Below are 21,085 nucleotides of genomic sequence, written 5' to 3'. Positions count from 1 at the left end.
TTTCGCTGTCTACGTAGAGGGGCTCCCGTACATCGTGTACGGGAGCCCCTCTACGTAGTGGTCCGGTCTACGGCCTGCGTGCGGACGTCACCCTGTACACGTCGTAGACGCCCTCGACTCCCCTGACCGCCTTGAGTACATGGCCCAGGTGCTTGGGGTCGCCCATCTCGAAGGTGAAGCGCGAGGTGGCGACCCGGTCGCGGGAGGTCTGGACGGCTGCGGACAGGATGTTCACGTGCTGGTCCGAGAGGATGCGCGTGACGTCCGACAGGAGGCGCGAGCGGTCGAGCGCCTCTACCTGGATGGCGACCAGGAAGACCGAGGACTGGGTGGGCGCCCACTCGACCTCGAGGATGCGCTCGGGCTCGCGGGAGAGCGAGTCGACGTTCACGCAGTCGCTGCGGTGCACCGATACGCCGCTGCCGCGCGTGACGAAGCCGATGATCGGGTCGCCGGGGACGGGCGTGCAGCAGCGGGCCAGTTTGACCCACACGTCGTCGACGCCCTTGACGACCACGCCGGGGTCGGCGTTGGACCGGCGCTTGCTGCGGCCGCGCGAGGGCGGTGTGCTCTCGGCGATGTCCTCGTTGGCGGCCTCCTCGCCGCCGAGCGCCTGGACGAGCTTCTGCACGACGGACTGCGCGGTGACATGGCCCTCGCCGATCGCCGCGTACAGCGAGGAGATGTCCGGGTAGCGCATCTCGTGGGCGAGCGTGACCAGGGAGTCGCCGGTCAGAATCCGCTGGATCGGCAGGTTCTGCTTGCGCATGGCCCGCGCGATGGCGTCCTTGCCCTGCTCGATGGCCTCGTCGCGGCGCTCCTTGGAGAACCACGCGCGGATCTTGTTGCGCGCCCGCGGTGACTTGACGAAGCCCAGCCAGTCGCGGGAGGGGCCCGCGCCGGCCGCCTTGGAGGTGAAGACCTCCACCAGGTCGCCGTTGTCCAGGGTCGATTCGAGCGGTACGAGACGGCCGTTGACCCGCGCTCCTATGGTGCGGTGGCCGACCTCCGTGTGCACCGCGTACGAGAAGTCGACCGGGGTCGCGCCCGCCGGGAGCGCTATGACGTCGCCCTTGGGCGTGAAGACGAAGACTTCGTTGCGCGAGAGGTCGAAGCGCAGGGATTCGAGGAACTCGCTGGGGTCCTCGGTCTCCTTCTGCCAGTCCAGGAGCTGGCGCAGCCACGCCATGTCGTTGAGGTGGTCGTCCTTGCCTCCGGCCTTCTTCGGCACGTCGGTGCGCACCTTGGAGGCACCGGCGACGGCCTCCTGCTTGTACTTCCAGTGCGCGGCGATGCCGTACTCGGCGCGGCGGTGCATGTCGAACGTACGGATCTGCAGCTCGACGGGCTTGCCGTTGGGGCCGATGACCGTCGTGTGCAGCGACTGGTACATGTTGAACTTGGGCATCGCGATGTAGTCCTTGAACCGGCCGGGGACCGGATTCCATCGCGCGTGGACCGTGCCGAGTGCGGCATAGCAGTCGCGGACCGTGTCGACGAGGACGCGGATGCCCACCAGGTCGTAGATCTCCGCGAAGTCACGGCCGCGGACGATCATCTTCTGGTAGACGCTGTAGTAGTGCTTCGGGCGTCCGGTGACGGTCGCCTTGATGCGGGCGGCGCGCAGGTCGGCCTGGACCTCGTCGGTCACTATGGCGAGGTACTCGTCGCGCTTGGGGGCGCGCTCGGCGACCAGGCGCACGATCTCGTCGTACATCTTGGGGTAGAGGATCGCGAAGGCGAGGTCCTCCAGCTCCCACTTGATGGTGTTCATGCCCAGGCGGTGCGCCAGCGGAGCGTAGATCTCCAGCGTCTCGCGGGCCTTCTTCTCCTGCTTCTCGCGCTTGAGATAGCGCATCGTGCGCATGTTGTGCAGGCGGTCGGCGAGCTTGATGACCAGGACGCGGGGGTCCTTGGCCATGGCGACGACCATCTTGCGCACGGTCTCGGCCTGCGCGGCCTCGCCGAACTTGACCTTGTCCAGCTTGGTGACGCCGTCGACGAGCAGGGCGACCTGGTCGCCGAAGTCTCGCTTGAGGGTGTCCAGGCCGTACTCGGTGTCCTCGACCGTGTCGTGCAGGAGTCCGGCCATCAGCGTGGCCGGGTCCATGCCGAGCTCGGCGAGGATCGTCGTCACCGCGAGCGGGTGCGTGATGTACGGGTCGCCGCTCTTGCGCTTCTGGCCGCGGTGCCAGCGCTCGGCGACCTGGTAGGCCTTCTCGATCTGGCGGAGAGTGGCCGTCTCGATCTTAGGGTCGTTGCTGCGCACTATCCGCAGCAGCGGCTCCAGGACCGGGTTGTACGGGTTGGAGCGCTGGACGCCGAGACGGGCCAGGCGGGCGCGTACGCGGTTGGAGGAGCCGGAGCGCTCGTTCTTGGCCGCGGTGGGCCGTGGCGTGGGCGTCGTACTGCCGGCGCGGGCCTCGGTGGGCGGCTTGGGGCGCGACGGATCGGCGGCCGGCCGCTCACGCTTGGCGCCGTCGCCGGACGTGCTCGACGCGGACGTGGTGCTGGGGGGCGTGCTCGCCTGCTTCGCCGGCGTAGCGCCCGTGGCGGGCGCCGTGCTCTTCGCGGGCGCAGCAGTGGACGCCGCCGCGCCCTTGGCCTGCTCTGCGGCCTTGGCGGCGGTGAGTGCCTTGGACTCGTCTGGCAAGAGGCGCTCCCTGGTGCGTGCGCGATCCGGGTCCCACGGTCAGGTCCCGAAGAGCCCATGGTATCGATCCTCGACCTCCGGCTCTCCCCCAGCCAGTGAGACTGCTCACTACGGGAGGGACACCTGAGGTCTCCACACGGCGAACCCTAGGCCTCTGCCGCAGGAACACCAGAGGCGGGCACCGGATTCCTCCGGGCCCGCCTCGGGTGTGCGTGGTGGCTGCTCAGACGGTGAGAAGGGCCTCCAGCGGGGCGCCTTCCAGGGCCGACTCCAGCTTGGCGCGGCCCCCGAGGAAGCCGAGCTCCATCAGGACGGCCACACCGGCGACCTGAGCGCCCGCACGGCGGATGAGCCGCAGGGACGCCTCGGCGGTGCCGCCGGTCGCCAGGACGTCGTCGATGACCATGACGCGGTCGTCGGCGGCGAGGTCCTCGGCGTGCACCTCGATCTCCGCGCTGCCGTACTCCAGGTCGTACGACTGGCTGAGCGTCGCTCCGGGGAGCTTGCCCGCCTTGCGTACGGGGATGAAGCCGAGCCCTGCGCGCAGCGCGACCGGGGCGCCCAGGATGAAACCGCGGGCCTCCAGGCCGACGATCTTCGTGGCGCCGTACCGCACGGCGAGGTCCGCGAGGGCCTCGGTGAGCGCGGCGAAGGCCTCCGGGTCCGCGAGCAGCGGGGTGATGTCCTTGAACATCACGCCGGGCTCGGGGTAGTCCGGAACATCCCGGATGCGGCTGAGCAGCAGCTCTGTCGTGCCGGCGAGCTCGGTCATCGGCGCTTCCCCGAAGGGCGGCCGCGGCCCCGGCCCCGCGAGGCCGGCTGCGTGCGCGGGCCGACGACGCCTGCGGGGGTGGCCCCCGCCGGCTCGTCGTCCTGCGGCTCGTCGTCGTACTCGTCCTGTGCGGCGCTCTCCACGGACTCGCCCTTGGCCGCGGCCGCGGCACGCTTGGCGAGGACGCGCTTCTTGAGCGCCTTCATCGCCGGCTCGGTCTCCTTGAGGTCGGCGACGAGCGGTGTGGCGATGAAGATCGAGGAGTACGCACCGGCCGCGAGGCCGACGAACAGCGACAGCGAGATGTCGTTGAGCATGCCGGCGCCGAGGAAGCCGCCGCCGATGAAGAGCAGTCCGGCGACCGGCAGGAGCGCGACGACCGTGGTGTTGATCGAGCGCACCAGGGTGCTGTTGATGCTTCGGTTGGCGACCTCGCTGTACGTCCACCGCGTCTGCTTGGTGAGGTCCTTCGACTGCTCCTTCAAGCTGTCGAAGACCACCACGGTGTCGTAGAGCGAATAACCGAGGATCGTGAGCAGACCGATGATCGTGCCCTGGGTGACCTCGAAGCCCACCAGGGCGTACACACCGACGGTGATCGTGATGTCGTGGATCAGGGCGATCAGCGCGGCGGCCGCCATGCGCCACTCGAAGGCGATCGCCAGATAGATCACCACGAGGACCATGAAGATGATCAGGCCCGTCCAGGCCTTCTTGCTGATCTGCTCACCCCAGCTGGGGCCCACGAGGTCGGCGTTGATGGTGTCGGCCTTGAGGTCCATGTCCTTGGCCAGATCAGCCTTGATCTGGTCGGACTTGGCGGTGTCCACGCCGGCGACCTGGATGCGCAGACCGCCCGAGCCGAGCTCCTGGACGACCGCGTCGTGGCCGGATGCGTCCTCCGCGTACTTCTCCGCCTGCGCCACCGAGACGCTGGTCTTCGGGGTGGTGAAGACGGCACCGCCCTCGAACTCGATGCCCATGTTCAGGCCGCGCACCGCCAGGCCGACGATGGCCGTGATGGTGATCAGGATCGAGATGCCGTACCAGATCTTGCGCTTGCCGACGAAGTCGTAGCCGACCTCACCGCGGTAGAGCCTGGCGCCGAGATTGCCGAGCTTCGACACCTCAGGCCTCCTTCGGGTCGACAGGGCCAGCGGCAGAACCAGTGGCACGGCGGGTGCGGCGCAGCGGGGGCTTGGCGCCGAGCCGCTTCGGGTCGAGGCCGGACCACTTGTGGCCGTTCGCGAAGAACTTCTTGCGGGCCATGAGGGTCATCAGCGGCTTGGTGAAGAAGAACACCACCACGACGTCGAGCAGCGTGGTCAGGCCGAGCGTGAACGCGAAGCCCTGGACCTTGCCGACGGTGACGATGAAGAGCACCGCGGCGGCCAGGAACGACACGAAGTCGGAGACCAGGATGGTGCGCCGGGCACGCGGCCAGGCGCGCTCGACGGCGGGACGCAGCGTGCGCCCCTCTCTGACCTCGTCCCTGACGCGTTCGAAGAACACGATGAACGAGTCCGCCGTGATGCCGATCGCAACGATCGCACCACACACCGCGGGCAGGTTCAGGGTGAAGGAGATGGCCGGGCCGAGCAGCGTCATCAGGGTGTACGTCAGGGCGGCCGAGACCAGGAGGCTCGCGATGGCGATCAGCGAGAGCCCGCGGTAGTAGACCACCAGGTAGATGATGACGAGCGCGAGACCGATGGCGCCGGCGATCAGACCGGCGTGCAGCTGCTCGCCGCCGAGTGCCGGGCTGACGGTGGTGACGCTCTGCTCGTGGAAGGTGAGCGGCAGTGCGCCGTACGACAGGATGTTGGCGAGGTCCTGGGCCGACTCCTGGGTGAAGCTGCCGGAGATCTCGGCGTTCGAGCTCAGCGTGGTGTTGACGCTGGGGGCCGAGGCCACCTCACCGTCGAGCACGATGGCGAACTGGTTCATCGGCTGCTGCTGCTGCGAGAGCTTGCTGGTCGTCTTGGAGAACTTCTTCGAGCCGCCGCCCGTGAACTCCATGTTGACGACCCAGGCACCGCTCTGCTGGTTGATCGTGGCCTTGGCGTCGTCGACGTCCTTGCCGTTCAGCTCGGCCGGGCCGAGGACGTACTTCTCCCACTGACCTGCGTTGTTCTTGCCGCAGGCGATGGTCTGCTCGGACGCCTTGACGCCGTCGCCGACCTTGCCGCGCTGCGCCTTGTCGGTGCAGTCGAGCTCGGTGAACTTCTTCTGCAGCGCCGCGGTGGCCGGGTCTGCGGACGGGGTGGGGGTCGGTGCCCCCTTGTCCTTGTCGCTGCCCTTGTCCTTGTCGCTGCCCTTGTCCGAGGCGTTCGGGGTCGGGGTGGCGTCGGCCTTCAGACCGTCGGTGACGGCGCGGCCCTGAGAGGTGGCCGAGGCGGTCGGGGTCGGGGACGACTTGTCGTCGCCCTTCCCGGTCGCCTTGTCCGGGTCCGCGGTGTCCTTGCCCTTGTCCTTGCCCTTGTCCTTGTCCTTGCCGGACGAGCTGGCGGACGGCTCGGGGGTGGGCTCGCCGCTGGCCACCGTCAGGACGGGACGGAAGTAGAGCTGAGCGGTCGTGCCGACCTGCTCGCGCGCCTGCTTCTCGTTCGTGCCCTTGGGGATGTTGACGATGATGTTGTCTTCGCCCTGGGTCTGCACCTCGGCCTCGGACACACCCAGACCATTGACGCGGTTGTTGATGATGCTGACCGCGGTGTTCATGTTGGTCGGGTTGATCGCGCTCTTCTTCTGGCCCGGCTCGTCCTTCGCCTGGAGCGTGATGCTCGTGCCGCCGGCGAGGTCGATGCCGAGGCGAGGCGTCGTGTTCCCGGAGAGGAACATCCCTCCGGTGAGCGCCACGAGGGCGATCAGGATGAAGACCAAAGAGCGGCCCGGCTTGCCCGGGGCGCTCTGCCTTCGGCCCTTCTTAGGTGCTGCCACCTTCTCGTTCTCCCTGTCCAACCGCCCCGGCGTCCGGTGCACTGCCCCTCACGAACGGGGAGTTCCCGGGTCGGGCGGCCATGAAATGGTGTCGAGACCCGTCACGAAACCCACGCACTGCGGGGGCCGTGGCAGCGCGAGCGGCGCGCCCCACGGACCCCTGTGGTGGTTACTTCGTGTCGGACTCGCCGTCGGTCTTCTTCGGCTCGGCGTCGCCGGCCTCGGGGGCGCTGTCCGCGTCCTTCTTGCCGAGGTCGATGGGCGAGTCGTCGGAAGCGCCGGCGGCGGGCTCGTCGGTCCCGGTGAGGGAGGAGGCGTCGTCCGGGACGACAGGGTCGTCCGACTTCACGGCACTCGTGCCGTGAACGATGCGGTTGTACTCGTCGTCCTCGAGGACGGCGCCCACGGAGTTCTTCGCGTAGAACGCGTGCACACCAGGAGCCACCTCAAGGAGGACGGCGTCGTCGTGAACCTCCTTGACGGTGGCGTACATACCACCGATCGTGCGGATGCCGGTGCCGGGCTGCATCTCATTGCGCATCTGCGCTGCCGCCTGCTGCTTCTTCTTGGCGGAGCGCGTCATCAGGAACATGGCCCCGATGAGCACGATGAAGGGGAGGAGGGTCACGATATTCACGGGACGGAGTTTCCTTCGCATGACCGCGCAGGTAAGCGGCCTGATGGACGGGGGTGGGCACGCCGCCCACAAGGACGGCATCGGCGGAGTCTAAGCGAGTCCGCACCTAACGAACAACGCTCAGCATGGCACCGCAGTTCCTGACCGTTCCACTACGCGCGCCGTCACGCCCCGAACAGGTCCCCTTGTCCGATTCCGCCCGCCTGCCGCGGCGGGACAAGGCCGAGATGCGCCCATGCGGCGGGCGTCCCGACCCGGCCGCGCGGGGTGCGCGCGAGGAGTCCCTCCCGCACCAGGAAGGGCTCGGCGACCTCCTCGACCGTCTCGCGCTCCTCCCCCACGGCGACCGCGAGCGTCGACAGGCCCACGGGCCCGCCGCCGAAGAGCTTGAGCAGGGCCTCCAGGACCGCGCGGTCGAGGCGGTCGAGGCCGCGGGCATCCACTTCGTAGACCTTGAGGGCCGCGCCCGCGATGTCCCTGTTGATCTCTCCGTCGGCCTTGACCTGCGCATAGTCCCGCACTCGGCGCAGCAGGCGGTTGGCGATACGGGGCGTGCCGCGCGAGCGTCCGGCGATCTCCGCGGCGCCGTCCGGGTCGATCGCCACGTCGAGCAGCTGCGCGGAGCGGTGGATCACTCGCTCCAGCTCGGCCGGCTCGTAGAACTCCATGTGCGCCGTGAAGCCGAAGCGGTCGCGCAGCGGGGGCGGCAGCAGGCCCGCGCGCGTGGTGGCGCCGACCAGGGTGAAGGGCGGCAGCTCCAGCGGAATGGCGGTGGCGCCGGGGCCCTTGCCGACGATGACGTCGACGCGGAAGTCCTCCATCGCCATGTAGAGCATCTCTTCGGCGGGCCGGGACATCCGGTGGATCTCGTCGAGGAAGAGGACCTCACCCTCCTGAAGGGAGGAGAGGATCGCGGCGAGGTCGCCCGCGTGCTGGATGGCGGGGCCGCTGGTGATGCGGATCGGGGCGCCCATCTCGGCCGCGATGATCATCGAGAGGGTGGTCTTGCCGAGCCCGGGGGCGCCGGAGAGCAGGACGTGATCGGCGGTGGCGCCCCGCGCGCGGGCCGCGCGCAGGACGAGGTCGAGCTGCTCGCGGACCTTCTCCTGGCCGATGAACTCGTCCAGGTCCTTGGGGCGCAGTGCGGCCTCGACCGCCTGGTCCTCGCCGTCGGCGGACGCACCGACGAGCCGCTCGGCCGCGCCGGGTGCGGCGGTCGCGTCGTCGGTCGTCTCGTCCCAGTTCATGAGCTCGCCTCGCGATGTGGTTCTGGTTGGTCAGGGGGTGGCGAATACCAGCGGGCGCCAGCGGCTGCCGACGGGTGCTAGCGGGTGCGGTTCAGCGTCTGGAGGGCGGCCTTGAGGAGCTGGCCCACCTGCGGCTTCTCGGACGCCTCGGCCTGCGGGGTGACGGCGGCGACGGCTTCGTCCGCCTCGCGCGTCGCATACCCGAGGCCGATGAGCGCCGCGTGCAGCTGATCGCTCCAGCCGGAGGTGACAGGGGTGCCGATCGCGGGGCCGCCGGTGCTCAGGGGCTCGCCGAGGCGGTCCTTGTACTCCAGGAGCAGCTTCTGGGCGCCCTTCTTGCCGATGCCCGGCACCGCGGTGAGCGCCTTCTCGTCTCCGGTGGCGACCGCGCGGCGCAGTGCGTCCGGGCTGTGCACGGCGAGCATGGCCTGCGCGAGGCGCGGTCCGACGCCGCTCGCGGTCTGCAGGAGCTCGAAGGTCTGGCGCTCGTCGTCGTCCGCGAAGCCGTACAGCGTGAGGGAGTCCTCTCTGACGACCAGGGATGTGGCGAGCTTTGTCTGCTGGCCGATACGCAGGGTGGAGAGCGTGTTCGGCGTGCACTGGATGGCCATGCCGATACCGCCGACCTCGACCACCGCGGCATCGGGGGCGAGGGCGGCTACGGGGCCGCTGACGAAGGCGATCATGCGGTACGGCCTTTCTGTGCTGCGGGGGTCCTGGCCGCGTGTGCGGCCGCGGCCTGCTGGAGGCGGTTCTGGGCGACTGCCTGCTGGAGCCGGTTCTGTGCGGGGGCGCGCCAGATGTGACAGATGGCAAGTGCGAGGGCGTCGGCCGCGTCGGCGGGCTTGGGTGGTGCGTCGAGCCTCAACAGGCGGGTGACCATCGCCCCGACCTGCGCCTTGTCGGCCCGGCCGCTGCCGGTGACGGCGGCCTTGACCTCGCTGGGGGTGTGCAGGGCGACGGGGATGCCGCGGCGCGAGGCGCAGAGCATGGCCACGGCGCTTGCCTGGGCGGTGCCCATGACCGTCCGTACGTTGTGCTGGCTGAACACCCGCTCCACCGCGAGGACTTCGGGGTCGTGCTCGTCGAGCCACTGCTCGATGCCCTGCTCGATGGCGACCAGGCGGTGGCCGAGCTCGGCGTCGGCGGGCGTCCGCACGACACCGACCCCGCGCATGGTCAGGGGGCGTCCGGCGACTCCGTCGACGACCCCTACCCCGCACCGGGTCAGACCCGGGTCGACCCCCAACACGCGCATGTATCCCCTCCCGTTGCCTGTCCGTGCAGGTTATCGGGTCCCTCTGACAACGCGACGGGCCGACGGGGGTGTGTCCCGTCGGCCCGTCAGCACCCCGAAGGGGCGAAGCGACTACGCGTCGACCTTCTCCATGACCTCGTCGCTCACGTCGAAGTTGGCGAAGACGTTCTGCACGTCGTCGCTGTCCTCGAGCGCGTCGATGAGCTTGAAGATCTTCCGCGCACCGTCCTCGTCCAGCTCGACCTGCATGGTCGGGACGAAGTTGGCGTCGGCCGAGTCGTAGTCGATGCCGGCCTCCTGGAGGGCGGTGCGGACCGCGACCAGGTCGGTGGCCTCGCTGAGCACTTCGAAGGACTCGCCGAGGTCGTTGACCTCTTCGGCGCCCGCGTCCAGGACCGCGCCCAGGACGTCGTCCTCGGACAGCTCGTCCTCGCCCTTGGGGACGACGATGACGCCCTTGCGGTTGAAGAGGTACGAGACGGAGCCCGGGTCGGCCATGGAGCCGCCGTTGCGGGTCATCGCCACGCGTACGTCCGATGCCGCGCGGTTGCGGTTGTCGGTGAGGCACTCGATGAGCACCGCGACGCCGTTCGGGCCGTAGCCCTCGTACATGATCGTCTCGTACTCGGCGCCACCGGCTTCGAGGCCGGCGCCGCGCTTGACCGCCGAGTCGATGTTCTTGTTCGGGACCGAGCTCTTCTTGGCCTTCTGGATGGCGTCGAAGAGGGTCGGATTCCCGGACACATCGGCGCCGCCCGTACGGGCCGCGACCTCGATGTTCTTGATCATCTTCGCGAAGAGCTTGCCGCGCTTGGCGTCAATCACGGCCTTCTTGTGCTTCGTCGTAGCCCATTTAGAGTGGCCGGACATCTGCCTGTCTCCTTCGCGTTACCCAACCTGTACGAACGCCCCCGGGTCTTAAGGGCCCGGGAGGTACCCGAGATCCTACAAGGATCCCGCTCCCGCGTTCCCCCGCACCATCCCGACGAACAGCTCGTGCACGCGGTGGTCGCCCGTCAGTTCCGGGTGGAAGGACGTGGCGAGCGCGTTGCCCTGGCGTACGGCGACGATGTGTCCCCCGTGCTCGGCGAGCACCTCGACGCGCGCGCCGACCGACTCGACCCACGGTGCGCGGATGAAGACGCCCTCCACGGGGTCACCGTCGATGCCCGCGACGTCGACGGCCGCCTCGAAGGACTCGTTCTGCCGCCCGAAGGCGTTACGGCGCACGATCATGTCGATGCCGCCGAACGTCTCCTGCTCCGAGCGCGGATCGAGGATCTTGTCGGCGAGCATGATCATGCCCGCGCAGCTGCCGTAGACCGGCATTCCGGCGCGCACGCGTGCGCGAAGGGGCTCCATCAGGCCGAAGAGGACGGCCAGCTTGGAGATGGTGGTGGACTCGCCGCCGGGGATGACCAGGCCGTCCACCTCCGCCAGCTCTTCGGGGCGCCGGACCGGCCTGGCCACGGCGTCCGCCGAGGCCAGGGCGATCAGGTGCTCCCGTACGTCGCCCTGGAGTGCCAGGACGCCGACCACAGGGGTGTCATTCATCTACGAAGTGCCTTACCAGCCGCGGTTCGCGTAGCGCTCGGCCTCGGGGAGGGTGTCGCAGTTGATGCCGACCATGGCCTCGCCGAGGTTGCGGGACGCGTCCGCGATGATCTTGGGGTCGTCGTAGAAGGTGGTGGCCTTCACAATGGCGGCCGCGCGCGCGGCCGGGTCGCCCGACTTGAAGATGCCGGAGCCGACGAAGACGCCCTCGGCGCCGAGCTGACGCATCAGGGCGGCGTCGGCGGGGGTGGCGACGCCACCGGCCGAGAAGAGGACCACCGGCAGCTTGCCCAGCTCGGAGACCTCCTTGACCAGCTCGTAGGGGGCGCGCAGGTCCTTGGCGGCGGCGTACAGCTCGTTGTTGTCGAAGCCGCGCAGCCTGGCGATCTCGTTCTTGATCTGGCGCAGGTGACGCACGGCCTCGACGACGTTGCCGGTGCCGGCCTCGCCCTTGGAGCGGATCATGGCCGCGCCCTCGGCGATGCGGCGCAGGGCCTCGCCCAGGTTGGTGGCGCCGCACACGAACGGGGTCGTGAAGGCGAACTTGTCGCTGTGGTTGACCTCGTCCGCCGGGGTCAGGACCTCGGACTCGTCGATGTAGTCGACGCCGAGGGACTGGAGCACCTGGGCCTCGACGAAGTGGCCGATGCGGGACTTGGCCATGACGGGGATGGAGACGGCCTCGATGATCTCTTCGATCATGTTCGGGTCGGACATCCGGGCCACGCCGCCGTCCTTGCGGATGTCGGCCGGGACCCGCTCCAGGGCCATGACGGCGACGGCGCCCGCGTCCTCGGCGATCTTCGCCTGCTCGGCGTTGACCACGTCCATGATGACGCCGCCCTTGAGCTGCTCGGCCATGCCGCGCTTGACGCGCGCGGTGCCGGTCTCGGGCGACTGGTTGTTGCTGGAAGAGGTGGTGGACACGGAGTTGACCTCGCTCGCTGAAGACGGGTTCCTGCGCCTACGAGGAAACTCCCGGTGACCAGTCCACAGCAAGGGCCAATGGATGACCGGTGGCTCATTTTTCGCGGACGCCCCTGGTCAGGGGCGTGCCGGGGGTCACGCAGTGGCGCGGTCGGCCAGCGCGACCGGCGGTTCGTCGTCCATCTCGAAGGCCATCGGGAACGGCGCGTGCCCCGCGAGGCGGAACCAGCGGACCTTGCGGTGCCTGCGCAGGGCGCGGGCCGCGCGGACGGCGTCGTTGTGGAAGCGCCGGGCCATCGGCACCCGCCGTACGGCGGCGGCCAGCTCGCTCGCCGCCTCGTCGCCGCCGGGGGCCTCGCGCACCGCCTCGACCTGCTGCGGTTCCCCGAAGATCGCGCGCAACGCCTGGCTGAGCTCGCTCTCCGCGACCTCGCGATGCTCCTCGTGCGCCTGCCGGGCCGCGTGCGCCGCTTCGTAGAGCACGATGGAGGCCGCGGGATCGAGCACCCCGGAGGTGGCCAGCTCCTGGGCGACCGATGCGCGGCGCAGCAACTGGGCGTCGAGGGCGGCGCGGGCCGCGTCGATGCGGGCGTGCAGCCGGTCGAGGCGGCCCGCGGTCCAGCTCAGGTAGAGGCCGATCGCGAAGAGGGCTACCGCGATCCAGATCAGTGTCGAGGTCACCGGCCCGAGGCTAGTCGAGCCGGCCCGTGCGCAGGACCGCCGGGCTCCCCGGCCGTGCGGCGATCAGTCCCGTGCGAGCCCGAACCGCGCCCGGAAGCCGGAGCGTTCGTCGGCGGCCACCGCGGCCGCTCCGTCCGTCACCGTCTCGTACACCGAGAGGATGTCGGCGCCCACCGTCGACCAGTCGAAGCGGCGCACGTGCCTGCTGCCGCGCTCCCGCAGCTCCTCGCGGCGCCCGGCGTCGCCCAGGAGGCGCAGGGCGGCCGCGGCAAGCGAGTCCGCGTCCTCGTTGGTGAACAGATCGCCCGCGGCGCCCTGGTCGAGGACCTGCGCGAAGGCGTCCAGATCGCTGGCGAGGACGGGCGCGCCCGCCGACATCGCCTCGACCAGGATGATCCCGAAGCTCTCGCCCCCGGTGTTGGGAGCGACGTACACATCGACGCTGCGCAGCAGCCGCGCCTTGTCCTCGTCGCTGACCATGCCGAGGAACTCCACGCGCTCGCGCATCTCGACGGGCAGCGAGGAGACGGCCTCGTGCTCGTCGCCGCGGCCCGCGACGAGCAGCCGGGTGTCGGGCCGCTCGGCGAGGATCTTCGGCAGCGCCTTCATGAGGACCGGCAGGCCCTTGCGCGGCTCGTCGATGCGGCCGATGAAGCCGATCGTGCCTCCCTGCCACTCCGCCTTGGGCTCGACCTTCGTAAAGAAGTCGACGTCGACGCCGTTCGGGATCACGACCGCGTCGCCGCCCAGGTGCTCGACGAGCGTGCGGCGCGCGTACTCGCTCACCGCGATGCGCGCGCTGATCTTCTCCAGGGCCGGCTGCAGGATCGGATACGCGGCGATCATCGCCCGCGAGCGGGGGTTGGACGTGTGGAACGTGGCGACGATCGGTCCCTGCGCCGCCCAGCACGTGAGAAGACCGAGCGACGGCGAGGTCGGCTCGTGGATGTGGATGACGTCGAAGGTGCCGTCGTGCAGCCAGCGCCGCACCCGCGCGGCCGAGAGGAACCCGAAGTTGAGCCGGGCCACCGAGCCGTTGTACGGCACGGGGACGGCGCGGCCCGCCGAGACGACGTACGGCGGAAGGGGGGTCTCGTCGTCCGCCGGGGCCAGGACGGACACCTCGTGCCCCAGGCGGATCAGGTGCTCCGCGAGATCCCGGATGTGGAACTGGACGCCGCCCGGCACGTCCCACGAGTAGGGGCAGACGATGCCGATCTTCACGGCGCGGTCCCCTCGGCCGGACTTCCGGAACCGTCGGCACCACTTCCGGAGCCTTCGGCGGGCCCCTTGGCGGGGTCGAGATCAGCGAGCCACAAGCGCTGCAGCATGTGCCAGTCCTCCGGATGGTCGGCGATACCCGTGGCGAAGGCGTCTGCCAGCGCCTGCGTCATGACAGACGTCTTCTCCGTACGGGTACCTGTCTCGGGGACATCGATGGGGGCGTGAACGCGCCCCTTCATGACGGGCGAATCGTCGTACCAGAGCGTCACGGGAAGCAGCAGCGCCCCCGTCTGCTGCGCAAGGATCGCGGGCCCCGCGGGCATCCGCGCGGTGTCCCCGAAGAACTTCACCTCGACGCCGGACTCCGAGAGGTCCCGGTCCGCGACCAGGCAGACGAGGCCGCCCGCGCGCAGCCGCCGCGCCAGCGTGCCGAAGGCCGAACCGCCCTGGTGGGGAAGCACCTCCATGCCCAGACCCTCGCGGTAGGCGACGAAGCGGTCGTAGAGCGTCTCGGGCTTGAGCCGCTCGGCGACCGTCGTGAACGGCGTGTTCAGCTTCGTGGTCACCCACGCGCCCGCCAGGTCCCAGTTGCCCAGGTGCGGCAGGGCCAGGATGACGCCCTTGCCGGAGGCGAGGCCGTCCGTCAGGTGGTGCAGGTCCTTGGCGGAGAAACCGCCCTCGACGCGCTCCCGGCTCCACGACGGCAGCCGGAACGACTCCATCCAGTAGCGCAGGTACGAGCGCATGCCCGCCCTGGACAGTTCGGCCAGGCGCTGCGGGCTCGCGTCGGGCACCACGCGCGCGTAGTTGGCCTCAAGGCGCAGGACGCCCTTGCCGCGCCGCTTCCACACGGCGTCGGCGATGGTCCTGCCGAGCCGTACCGCCACGGGCTCCGGGAGCTTCTTGACCGAGCTCCAGGCGGCTCCGTAGAGCGCGTCGGTCAGGCGGTCCTTCACGACGTGGCCTCACTGCCCTGCGGCGGGGCCTCCGTGGCCGCGTCCGCCTCCGCGGACTCCCTGCGCACGGTCACGACGCGCTGGACGAGGGTGACGAGGCTGCCGACGGCGACGATCCACAGCGCGATGGGCAGCAGTACGTCGATGCCGGGGACCCCGAACTTGTGCAGGCCGGCCAGGCCCGCGGCGACCAGCGAGATCACCAGGCGCTCGGCGCGCTCCACCAGGCCGTTGACGGCCACGGGCAGGCCGATCGCCTCGCCGCGCGCCTTCGTGTAGGAGACCACCTGGCCGCTGGCCAGGCAGAAGATGGAGACGGCGCACAGGATGTTGTCGTTGCCCGAGCCCGCGTACCAGAGCGCGAGACCACCGAAGATCGCACTGTCGGCGACCCGGTCGAGCGTCGAGTCCAGGAAGGCTCCCCAGCGGCTGGAGCGTCCCAGCTGCCGCGCCATGTTCCCGTCGACCAGGTCGGAGAACACGAAGAGCGTGATGACGATCGTGCCCCAGAAGAACTCTCCGCGGGGGAAGAAGACCAGCGCGCCCGCCATCACCCCGGCGGTGCCGATGAAGGTGACCGCGTCGGGGCTCACGCCGCGTCGGATGAGAAACGCGGCGAACGGTGTGAGAACACGCGTGAAGAATGCACGCGCGTACTTGTTCAGCATGGCCTTCCCGAGGGGTCGGTGAGCCGCGCGGCCCTGTTGGCCACCGGCTGGCCCATCGTAGTCACGCCCTTGACGGACCGGCTCGCCCCCTCACGATCGCGTACGACGTATGGACGCACAGTGACCCGGGTGGAAAGCTCGAAAGCACCGCGGGCGTCGCCGGAGCCGACCCGCACACGGCCCCGCGTGTCCGCGAGCAGCCAGCATCCCCGAGGGGGCTGTGCCTCCTCACCGTGCACGTAACCGGGAGGCCAAGGCATGGGCGACAAGGCGAACGCACACCCCGGAGCCGCCGGCAGGGCTACAGCGGCCGACCACCCCGCGTCCGTACGGAATGTGGTGCTGGTCGGCCACAGCGGATCGGGCAAGACGACTCTGGTGGAGGCCCTCGCGCTGACCGCGGGGGCGGTGAACAGGGCGGGCCGTGTGGAGGACGGCACGGCCGTCTCCGACTACGACGAGATGGAGCACCGGCAGCAGCGCTCGGTACAGCTGTCCCTGGTCCCCGTCGAATGGGGCGGCTACAAGATCAATCTTCTGGACACACCCGGGTACGCCGATTTCGTCGGCGAGTTACGGGCCGGTCTGCGCGCCGCGGACGCGGCCCTTTTCATCGTCTCGGCGGCCGACGGCGTGGACGGCGCGACCCGCATGGTCTGGGAGGAGTGCGCGGCCGTCGGCATGCCGCGGGCCATCGTGGTGACCCACCTGGAGGCGGCCCGCGCCGACTTCAGGGAGATGACACGGACGTGCGCGGAGGCCTTCGGCGCCGACGATCCCGACGCCGTACTGCCGCTGTACCTGCCGCTGCACGGCGCCAAGGGTCCTGACGGGCACGCGCCGGTGACCGGCCTGGTCGGGCTGCTCTCGCAGCGGATCTTCGACTACGCGTCCGGCGAACGCAAGGAGTCCGAACCGGGCGAGGACCAGCTCCCGCTCATCGAGGAAGCCCGGAACAAACTGATCGAGGGGATCATCGCCGAGAGCGAGGACGAGTCCCTCATGGACCGCTATCTCAGCGGCGAGGACATCGACTTCAAGACACTAGTCGAGGACCTGGAACGGGCCGTGGCGCGCGGCATCTTCCACCCCGTGCTCGCGGCGGCGCCCGCGGCCGAGGGCGCCCGGCAGGGCATCGGCACGGTGGAGCTCCTGGAACTGATCACCGGCGGCTTCCCCACCCCTCTGGAGCACCCGGCGCCCGCCGTCACCACACCCGGCGGCACGGCACGGCCCGCGCTGACCTGCGATCCCGACGGGCCGCTCGTCGCCGAGGTCGTGAAGACGGCGTCCGACCCCTACGTGGGGCGCATCTCGCTGGTACGCGTCTTCTCCGGCACCCTGCGTCCCGAGGAGACCGTGCACGTCTCGGGGCACGGCATGGCCGACCGCGGCCACGAGGACCACGACGTCGACGAGCGCATCGGCGCGCTCTCCTCCCCCTTCGGCAAGCAGCAGCGCACCCTCACGCGGTGTATCGCGGGCGATCTGGCCTGCGTCGCCAAGCTCAACCGTGCCGAGACGGGAGACACCCTTTCGGCCAAGGACGACCCGCTCCTGATGGAGCCCTGGGACATGCCCGACCCGCTCCTGCCGCTCGCCATCCAGGCGCACAGCAAGGCGGACGAGGACAAGCTCTCCCAGGGGCTCTCCCGGCTCGTCGCCGAGGACCCGACGATGCGCCTGGAACAGAACCAGGACACCCACCAGGTGGTCCTGTGGTGCCTGGGCGAGGCGCACGCCGACGTCGCCCTGGAGCGGCTGCGCAGCCGGTACGGCGTGCAGGTCGACGTCGTGAGCCACAAGGTCTCCCTGCGGGAGACGTTCGCGGGCAAGTCGGGGGGACGCGGCCGGCATGTGAAGCAGTCCGGCGGTCACGGCCAGTACGCGATCTGCGAGATCGAGGTCGAACCCCTGCCGGGCGGCAGCGGCATCGAGTTCGTCGACAAGGTGGTGGGCGGCGCCGTGCCGCGCCAGTTCATACCGTCCGTCGAGAAGGGCGTACGCGCGCAGGCCGCGAAGGGCGTGGCCGCGGGTTACCCCCTGATCGACGTGCGCATCACGCTGCTCGACGGCAAGGCGCACTCGGTGGACTCCTCCGACGCCGCGTTCCAGACGGCGGGCGCGCTCGCTCTGCGCGAGGCCGCGGCCGACGCCAGGATCCATCTCCTGGAGCCGGTGGCCGAGGTGCGGGTCCTGGTCGGCGACGACCATGTGGGGCCGGTGATGAGCGACTTCTCGGGACGCCGCGGCCGGGTGGTCGGGACCGAGCAGGCGCCGGGCGGGCGCACGCTCGTACGGGCCGAGGTGCCCGAGATCGAGATCGGGCGGTACGCCGTGGACCTGCGGTCCCTCTCGCAGGGCACCGCACGCTTCAGCCGCACCTACGCACGCCACGAGCCCATGCCGCCCCAGCTCTCCGAGAGGATTCGCGAACAGGCCCAGGACGTCTCCTAGTTGAGGTCCGTCGAGGGTCTCCGGCAGGGCGCACCGATGCGCCCTGCCGGATGTCGGTGCGCACAGATACGCTGATGACCTGATCAACAGGTGTGTCAGGCAGGGAAGTCGGGAAGAGCCGCAGCAGCGAAGTATTGCGGCGATGGGGGCGGCAGTGGCGGACGACGTATTCGACTTCAGGCCCGGGGCCCAGGTCCCGCTGTCCGGGGCCGCGGGACAGACGGCGGCGACCAATGCCCTCGCGTCGGCCGCGTACCGCGACGACAAGGCCTCGAAGATCCTCGATGCCAACAACGAATGGCACAAATCCGAGGTGCACAAGGGCCTCTGGTCGCTCATGGCGCCGAATCTGGGCGAGGCGTTCGCGCGGGCCGTGCAGGTGCGGATGCTCGGCGGCGCCCGCAAGCCGCTGATCCAGTCCTTCGGCATGGAACCGCAGTCGATCGTCGAGCACTGCCTCGCGGCGAACAACATCCGCAAGGACCGTGACCGCTGGCTCACCATCGTGATGGTGCTGTGCGGACTGCTGTTCCTGCCCGGACTCCTCGTCTGGCTGCTGCTGTTCACCATCAAGCAGGCCGTCGTCAAGCGGGACAACAAGCGGGCGAGCGCGATCGCCACGGCCGTCATGGTGGCCGTGGCCGTCCTCGCCGTGATCTTCCTCATCAAGCTGCCGGTCGACGGCCTCCTCGGCTGGTACATCCGCGCGGCGATAGTCGTCCCCGTGGTGGGCTGGTTCTGGGCCAAGCAGATCGCCGAGCGCACCGCGAGGGACCTGCGCGAGCGCTGGTCGAGCCTGCTCTCCGGCGGTGGCATCGGCGCGAAGATCCCCGAGGCGGTGCCGGGCAGCCCGGGCGAGACGACGGCCGAGCAGCTCCGCCAGGGCCTGGCCCGCCTCTCCGCCGAGCAGCAGAGCAACTCGGTCTTCTATGCGGGGCCCAAGGGAATACTGGGCATGGGTACCCGCTGGGGCAGCTGGCAGCTCGCCGAGGAGCTGGTCGCCGGCAAGGAAGGCACCGAGATCCACCCGTTCCGCAGCTGGGACGTCATACGGGCGGTGCACGACCAGCTGCGCCTCCTGGAGCGCGGCCCCCTGCACACCGGCGGTTTCACGAAGCCGTCGATAAAGCACTGGATCGTCACCCCCATCGGGGAGAACGCGAAGGCGGTCGCCCGCCCCTCGGGCACGGAGGTCGAGGCCTTCCAGGTCCGGGGCCACGAGGTACAGCGGATCTGCAACGAGCAGCAGTTCGGCGGCGGCAACCGCCACTATCTGGGCTGCCAGTTCACGCTCTGGGACGGCCAGTTGGTCATCACGATGCTGATCACGGTCACCGTCCTGCACGAGACCCTGCGCATCGAGGTCACCGGCCACGCGCTCGGCCCCGTGCACTCCCTGTTCACGAGCAAGCCCGACCCCAAGGTCAAGAAGGTCTCCAAGCCCATCAAGTTCTGGGAGACCACGGAGCGCAAGCTGCCCCTGATCGACGCGGACGAGGTGGTACGCCTCGCGCTGCGCGCCCCCTTCACCTGGTATCCCCCGCTCCTGGACCACCTCGGCGGCAAGCTGGTCCTGCCCGAGCCCTTCGGCCTGCGGCACGCCTGGGCGGACAAGCCGTGGCGGCACCGCTTCATGGCGGACGACGCGCTGCGCGCGGCCACACCGGTGCTGCGCGTGGTGCACTCGGCGGCCATCAAGGTCCTTCAGGAGAACGGCGTCGACACCGAGAAGTTCGGTGCACGCTCCGGCTTCCTCAGCGGCGCGGTCCAGGACCCGATGCCGAGGAAGGCGGACGTGTACGACGCGTGATGCCCTAGGCGGCGGGCCAGGCGTCGGCCAGCATCTTGCGGGTGTCCGCGAGCAGCTGCGGAAGGATCTTCGTGTGTCCGACGACCGGCATGAAGTTCGTGTCCCCGCCCCAGCGCGGCACGATGTGCTGGTGCAGATGCGCGGCGATGCCGGCGCCCGCCACGGTGCCCTGGTTCATGCCGATGTTGAAGCCGTGCGCACCGGACGCGGCCCGCAGCGCCGTCATGGCCTGCTTGGTGAGCTCGCCGAGCTCGGCCGTCTCCGGAGCGGTCAGCTCGGTGTAGTCGGCGACGTGGCGGTAGGGCACGACCATCAAGTGGCCGCCGTTGTACGGGTAGAGGTTGAGCACCGCGTACACCTGCTCGCCGCGCGCGATGACCAGGCCGTCCTCGTCGGATTTGGCCGGGATGGTGCAGAAGGGGCAGCCGTCGTCGGCGCCCGGACCGCTCGGCTTGTTCTCGCCCTGGATGTACGCCATCCGGTGGGGCGTCCACAGGCGCTGGAACGCGTCCTGCGTCCCCACTCCGATCTGCTGCTCCGGCTCACTCGTCATGCAGTGAAGCATATGACTTGCTCCGATCGGAGCGTGTCGGCGGGGCGCCCGCCGGGTGCGGCACCGCGAAGCTGGGTCGATGACCGATGAAAGCCCTCAGACACGCTGGGAGAACCGCACCGAGGCGCTCCTTGCCGTGGCGTCGCTTCTCTTCCTGACCTCGTACGCGGTACAGGTCCTGGCCCCGGGACTGCCCGGGGCATGGCGCAACGTCTGCCTCGCGGTGCTCTGCGCGGCCTGGGCCGTGTTCGCCGTGGACTACGCGGTGCGGTGGCGGCTGAGCGGGCAGGGGCCGCGTTTCCTGCGCACCCACTGGCTGGACACCCTGGTGCTCGTCCTGCCGCTGCTGCGGCCGCTGCGCGTCGTGCACCTCTACGAGACCGTCCAGCGCAGGCACGGGAAGCCGCGTCTGGCGCTGCACGCGCGCGTGGTCGCGTACGCCGGGCTTTCGGCGCTGCTCCTCGGCTTCACCGCGGCGCTCGCCGTGTACCACCACGAGCACACGGCTGCGGGCGCCACGATCCGTACCTTCGGGGACGCCGTGTGGTGGGCGTCGGCCACGCTCGCGACCGTGGGATACGGCGACGAGACACCCGTGACGCCGATGGGGCGGCTGATCGCGGTGGGCCTGATGCTCTGCGGCCTCGCACTGCTCGGCGCGGTGACGGGGTCGTTCTCGGCGTGGATGCTCCAGGTCTTCGCGCGCGAGGACGACGAGAGGCCCCCGGGACGCTGAGCGTCCCGGGGG

Annotated in this window: 19 protein-coding genes; 3 read left to right on the top strand and 16 right to left on the bottom strand. The window is 69.9% G+C overall.

The window, feature by feature from the left end; genetic code table 11:
• Nucleotides 1-67 precede the first annotated feature (67 nt).
• The 15 genes from ACWFR3_RS36915 to pgsA form a co-directional block, all read right to left on the bottom strand.
• Nucleotides 68-2,653, bottom strand: a complete 2,586-nt coding sequence (locus tag ACWFR3_RS36915) for a RelA/SpoT family protein (RefSeq protein ID WP_453739067.1) — start codon at nucleotides 2,651-2,653, stop codon at nucleotides 68-70.
• 223 nt (nucleotides 2,654-2,876) lie between these two features.
• Nucleotides 2,877-3,425, bottom strand: a complete 549-nt coding sequence (locus tag ACWFR3_RS36910; RefSeq protein ID WP_453739066.1) for an adenine phosphoribosyltransferase — start codon at nucleotides 3,423-3,425, stop codon at nucleotides 2,877-2,879.
• Complete coding sequence (gene secF, locus ACWFR3_RS36905; RefSeq protein WP_453739065.1) at nucleotides 3,422-4,552, bottom strand: protein translocase subunit SecF; 1,131 nt, start codon at nucleotides 4,550-4,552, stop codon at nucleotides 3,422-3,424. The genes ACWFR3_RS36910 and secF overlap by 4 nt, the downstream gene beginning before the upstream one ends.
• 1 nt (nucleotide 4,553) lies before the next feature.
• Nucleotides 4,554-6,365 carry a protein translocase subunit SecD gene (gene secD / locus ACWFR3_RS36900; RefSeq protein ID WP_453739064.1) on the bottom strand — a complete coding sequence of 604 codons (1,812 nt, stop codon included), beginning with the start codon at nucleotides 6,363-6,365 and terminating at the stop codon, nucleotides 4,554-4,556.
• 169 nt (nucleotides 6,366-6,534) lie between these two features.
• On the bottom strand, nucleotides 6,535-7,002 hold the full coding sequence (gene yajC / locus ACWFR3_RS36895) for a preprotein translocase subunit YajC (RefSeq protein WP_453739063.1): 468 nt from the start codon (nucleotides 7,000-7,002) through the stop codon (nucleotides 6,535-6,537).
• 164 nt (nucleotides 7,003-7,166) lie between these two features.
• On the bottom strand, nucleotides 7,167-8,249 hold the full coding sequence (ruvB, locus tag ACWFR3_RS36890) for a Holliday junction branch migration DNA helicase RuvB (protein WP_453739062.1): 1,083 nt from the start codon (nucleotides 8,247-8,249) through the stop codon (nucleotides 7,167-7,169).
• 77 nt (nucleotides 8,250-8,326) lie between these two features.
• Nucleotides 8,327-8,935: a Holliday junction branch migration protein RuvA gene (gene ruvA / locus ACWFR3_RS36885; protein WP_453739061.1), complete on the bottom strand. Its 609-nt coding sequence runs from the start codon at nucleotides 8,933-8,935 to the stop codon at nucleotides 8,327-8,329.
• A complete protein-coding gene (ruvC, locus tag ACWFR3_RS36880; RefSeq protein ID WP_453739060.1) occupies nucleotides 8,932-9,507 on the bottom strand; it encodes a crossover junction endodeoxyribonuclease RuvC in 576 nt (191 codons plus the stop codon). Before ruvC ends, ruvA begins: the two co-directional genes overlap by 4 nt.
• Before the next feature lie 111 nt (nucleotides 9,508-9,618).
• Nucleotides 9,619-10,377, bottom strand: coding sequence for a YebC/PmpR family DNA-binding transcriptional regulator (locus tag ACWFR3_RS36875; RefSeq protein ID WP_453739059.1), 759 nt, complete (start codon nucleotides 10,375-10,377; stop codon nucleotides 9,619-9,621).
• Nucleotides 10,378-10,452: 75 nt separating this feature from the next.
• Complete coding sequence (gene pdxT / locus ACWFR3_RS36870; RefSeq protein ID WP_453739058.1) at nucleotides 10,453-11,061, bottom strand: pyridoxal 5'-phosphate synthase glutaminase subunit PdxT; 609 nt, start codon at nucleotides 11,059-11,061, stop codon at nucleotides 10,453-10,455.
• Nucleotides 11,062-11,073: 12 nt separating this feature from the next.
• Nucleotides 11,074-11,988, bottom strand: coding sequence for a pyridoxal 5'-phosphate synthase lyase subunit PdxS (gene pdxS / locus ACWFR3_RS36865; protein WP_453739057.1), 915 nt, complete (start codon nucleotides 11,986-11,988; stop codon nucleotides 11,074-11,076).
• Nucleotides 11,989-12,123: 135 nt separating this feature from the next.
• Nucleotides 12,124-12,669 (bottom strand): hypothetical protein, encoded by a 546-nt coding sequence (locus tag ACWFR3_RS36860; RefSeq protein WP_453739056.1) that lies wholly within the window; start codon nucleotides 12,667-12,669, stop codon nucleotides 12,124-12,126.
• 63 nt (nucleotides 12,670-12,732) lie between these two features.
• Entirely contained in the window at nucleotides 12,733-13,893 is a 1,161-nt protein-coding gene (locus ACWFR3_RS36855; protein ID WP_453739055.1) for a glycosyltransferase family 4 protein, read from the bottom strand.
• Complete coding sequence (locus ACWFR3_RS36850; RefSeq protein ID WP_453739054.1) at nucleotides 13,890-14,849, bottom strand: phosphatidylinositol mannoside acyltransferase; 960 nt, start codon at nucleotides 14,847-14,849, stop codon at nucleotides 13,890-13,892. The genes ACWFR3_RS36855 and ACWFR3_RS36850 overlap by 4 nt, the downstream gene beginning before the upstream one ends.
• Complete coding sequence (gene pgsA / locus ACWFR3_RS36845; protein WP_453739053.1) at nucleotides 14,846-15,517, bottom strand: phosphatidylinositol phosphate synthase; 672 nt, start codon at nucleotides 15,515-15,517, stop codon at nucleotides 14,846-14,848. Before pgsA ends, ACWFR3_RS36850 begins: the two co-directional genes overlap by 4 nt.
• 258 nt (nucleotides 15,518-15,775) lie before the next feature.
• Between pgsA and ACWFR3_RS36840 the strand changes: the two genes are divergently transcribed.
• Together ACWFR3_RS36840 and ACWFR3_RS36835 are read left to right on the top strand one after the other, a co-directional pair.
• Nucleotides 15,776-17,974, top strand: coding sequence for an elongation factor G-like protein EF-G2 (locus ACWFR3_RS36840; RefSeq protein WP_453739052.1), 2,199 nt, complete (start codon nucleotides 15,776-15,778; stop codon nucleotides 17,972-17,974).
• A 142-nt stretch (nucleotides 17,975-18,116) separates the two neighbouring features.
• Nucleotides 18,117-19,784 carry a hypothetical protein gene (locus ACWFR3_RS36835; protein ID WP_453739051.1) on the top strand — a complete coding sequence of 556 codons (1,668 nt, stop codon included), beginning with the start codon at nucleotides 18,117-18,119 and terminating at the stop codon, nucleotides 19,782-19,784.
• A gap of 4 nt (nucleotides 19,785-19,788) precedes the next feature.
• Here the strand turns inward: ACWFR3_RS36835 and ACWFR3_RS36830 are convergent, their stop codons facing one another.
• Entirely contained in the window at nucleotides 19,789-20,349 is a 561-nt protein-coding gene (locus ACWFR3_RS36830) for an HIT family protein (RefSeq protein ID WP_453739050.1), read from the bottom strand.
• A gap of 67 nt (nucleotides 20,350-20,416) precedes the next feature.
• Here ACWFR3_RS36830 and ACWFR3_RS36825 point away from each other — a divergent pair, with 67 nt between their 5' ends.
• On the top strand, nucleotides 20,417-21,073 hold the full coding sequence (locus ACWFR3_RS36825) for a potassium channel family protein (protein WP_453739049.1): 657 nt from the start codon (nucleotides 20,417-20,419) through the stop codon (nucleotides 21,071-21,073).
• The last annotated feature ends 12 nt before the right edge of the window (nucleotides 21,074-21,085 follow it).

Source organism: Streptomyces sp. NPDC055189, assembly GCF_053606765.1.
The sequence above is the reverse complement of the archived record's forward strand: the minus strand, read 5'-3'. Positions and strand labels throughout refer to the sequence as shown.

Bases quoted from the DNA above. Each gene is read 5' to 3' on its own strand.
- ACWFR3_RS36910 (WP_453739066.1), bottom strand. From the start codon at position 3,425: ATGACCGAGCTCGCCGGCACGACAGAGCTGCTGCTCAGCCGCATCCGG.
- ruvB (WP_453739062.1), bottom strand. From the start codon at position 8,249: ATGAACTGGGACGAGACGACCGACGACGCGACCGCCGCACCCGGCGCG.
- ruvA (WP_453739061.1), bottom strand. From the start codon at position 8,935: ATGATCGCCTTCGTCAGCGGCCCCGTAGCCGCCCTCGCCCCCGATGCC.
- ruvC (WP_453739060.1), bottom strand. From the start codon at position 9,507: ATGCGCGTGTTGGGGGTCGACCCGGGTCTGACCCGGTGCGGGGTAGGG.
- ACWFR3_RS36875 (WP_453739059.1), bottom strand. From the start codon at position 10,377: ATGTCCGGCCACTCTAAATGGGCTACGACGAAGCACAAGAAGGCCGTG.
- pdxT (WP_453739058.1), bottom strand. From the start codon at position 11,061: ATGAATGACACCCCTGTGGTCGGCGTCCTGGCACTCCAGGGCGACGTA.
- pgsA (WP_453739053.1), bottom strand. From the start codon at position 15,517: ATGCTGAACAAGTACGCGCGTGCATTCTTCACGCGTGTTCTCACACCG.
- ACWFR3_RS36840 (WP_453739052.1), top strand. From the start codon at position 15,776: ATGGGCGACAAGGCGAACGCACACCCCGGAGCCGCCGGCAGGGCTACA.
- ACWFR3_RS36835 (WP_453739051.1), top strand. From the start codon at position 18,117: ATGGGGGCGGCAGTGGCGGACGACGTATTCGACTTCAGGCCCGGGGCC.
- ACWFR3_RS36830 (WP_453739050.1), bottom strand. From the start codon at position 20,349: ATGCTTCACTGCATGACGAGTGAGCCGGAGCAGCAGATCGGAGTGGGG.
- ACWFR3_RS36825 (WP_453739049.1), top strand. From the start codon at position 20,417: ATGACCGATGAAAGCCCTCAGACACGCTGGGAGAACCGCACCGAGGCG.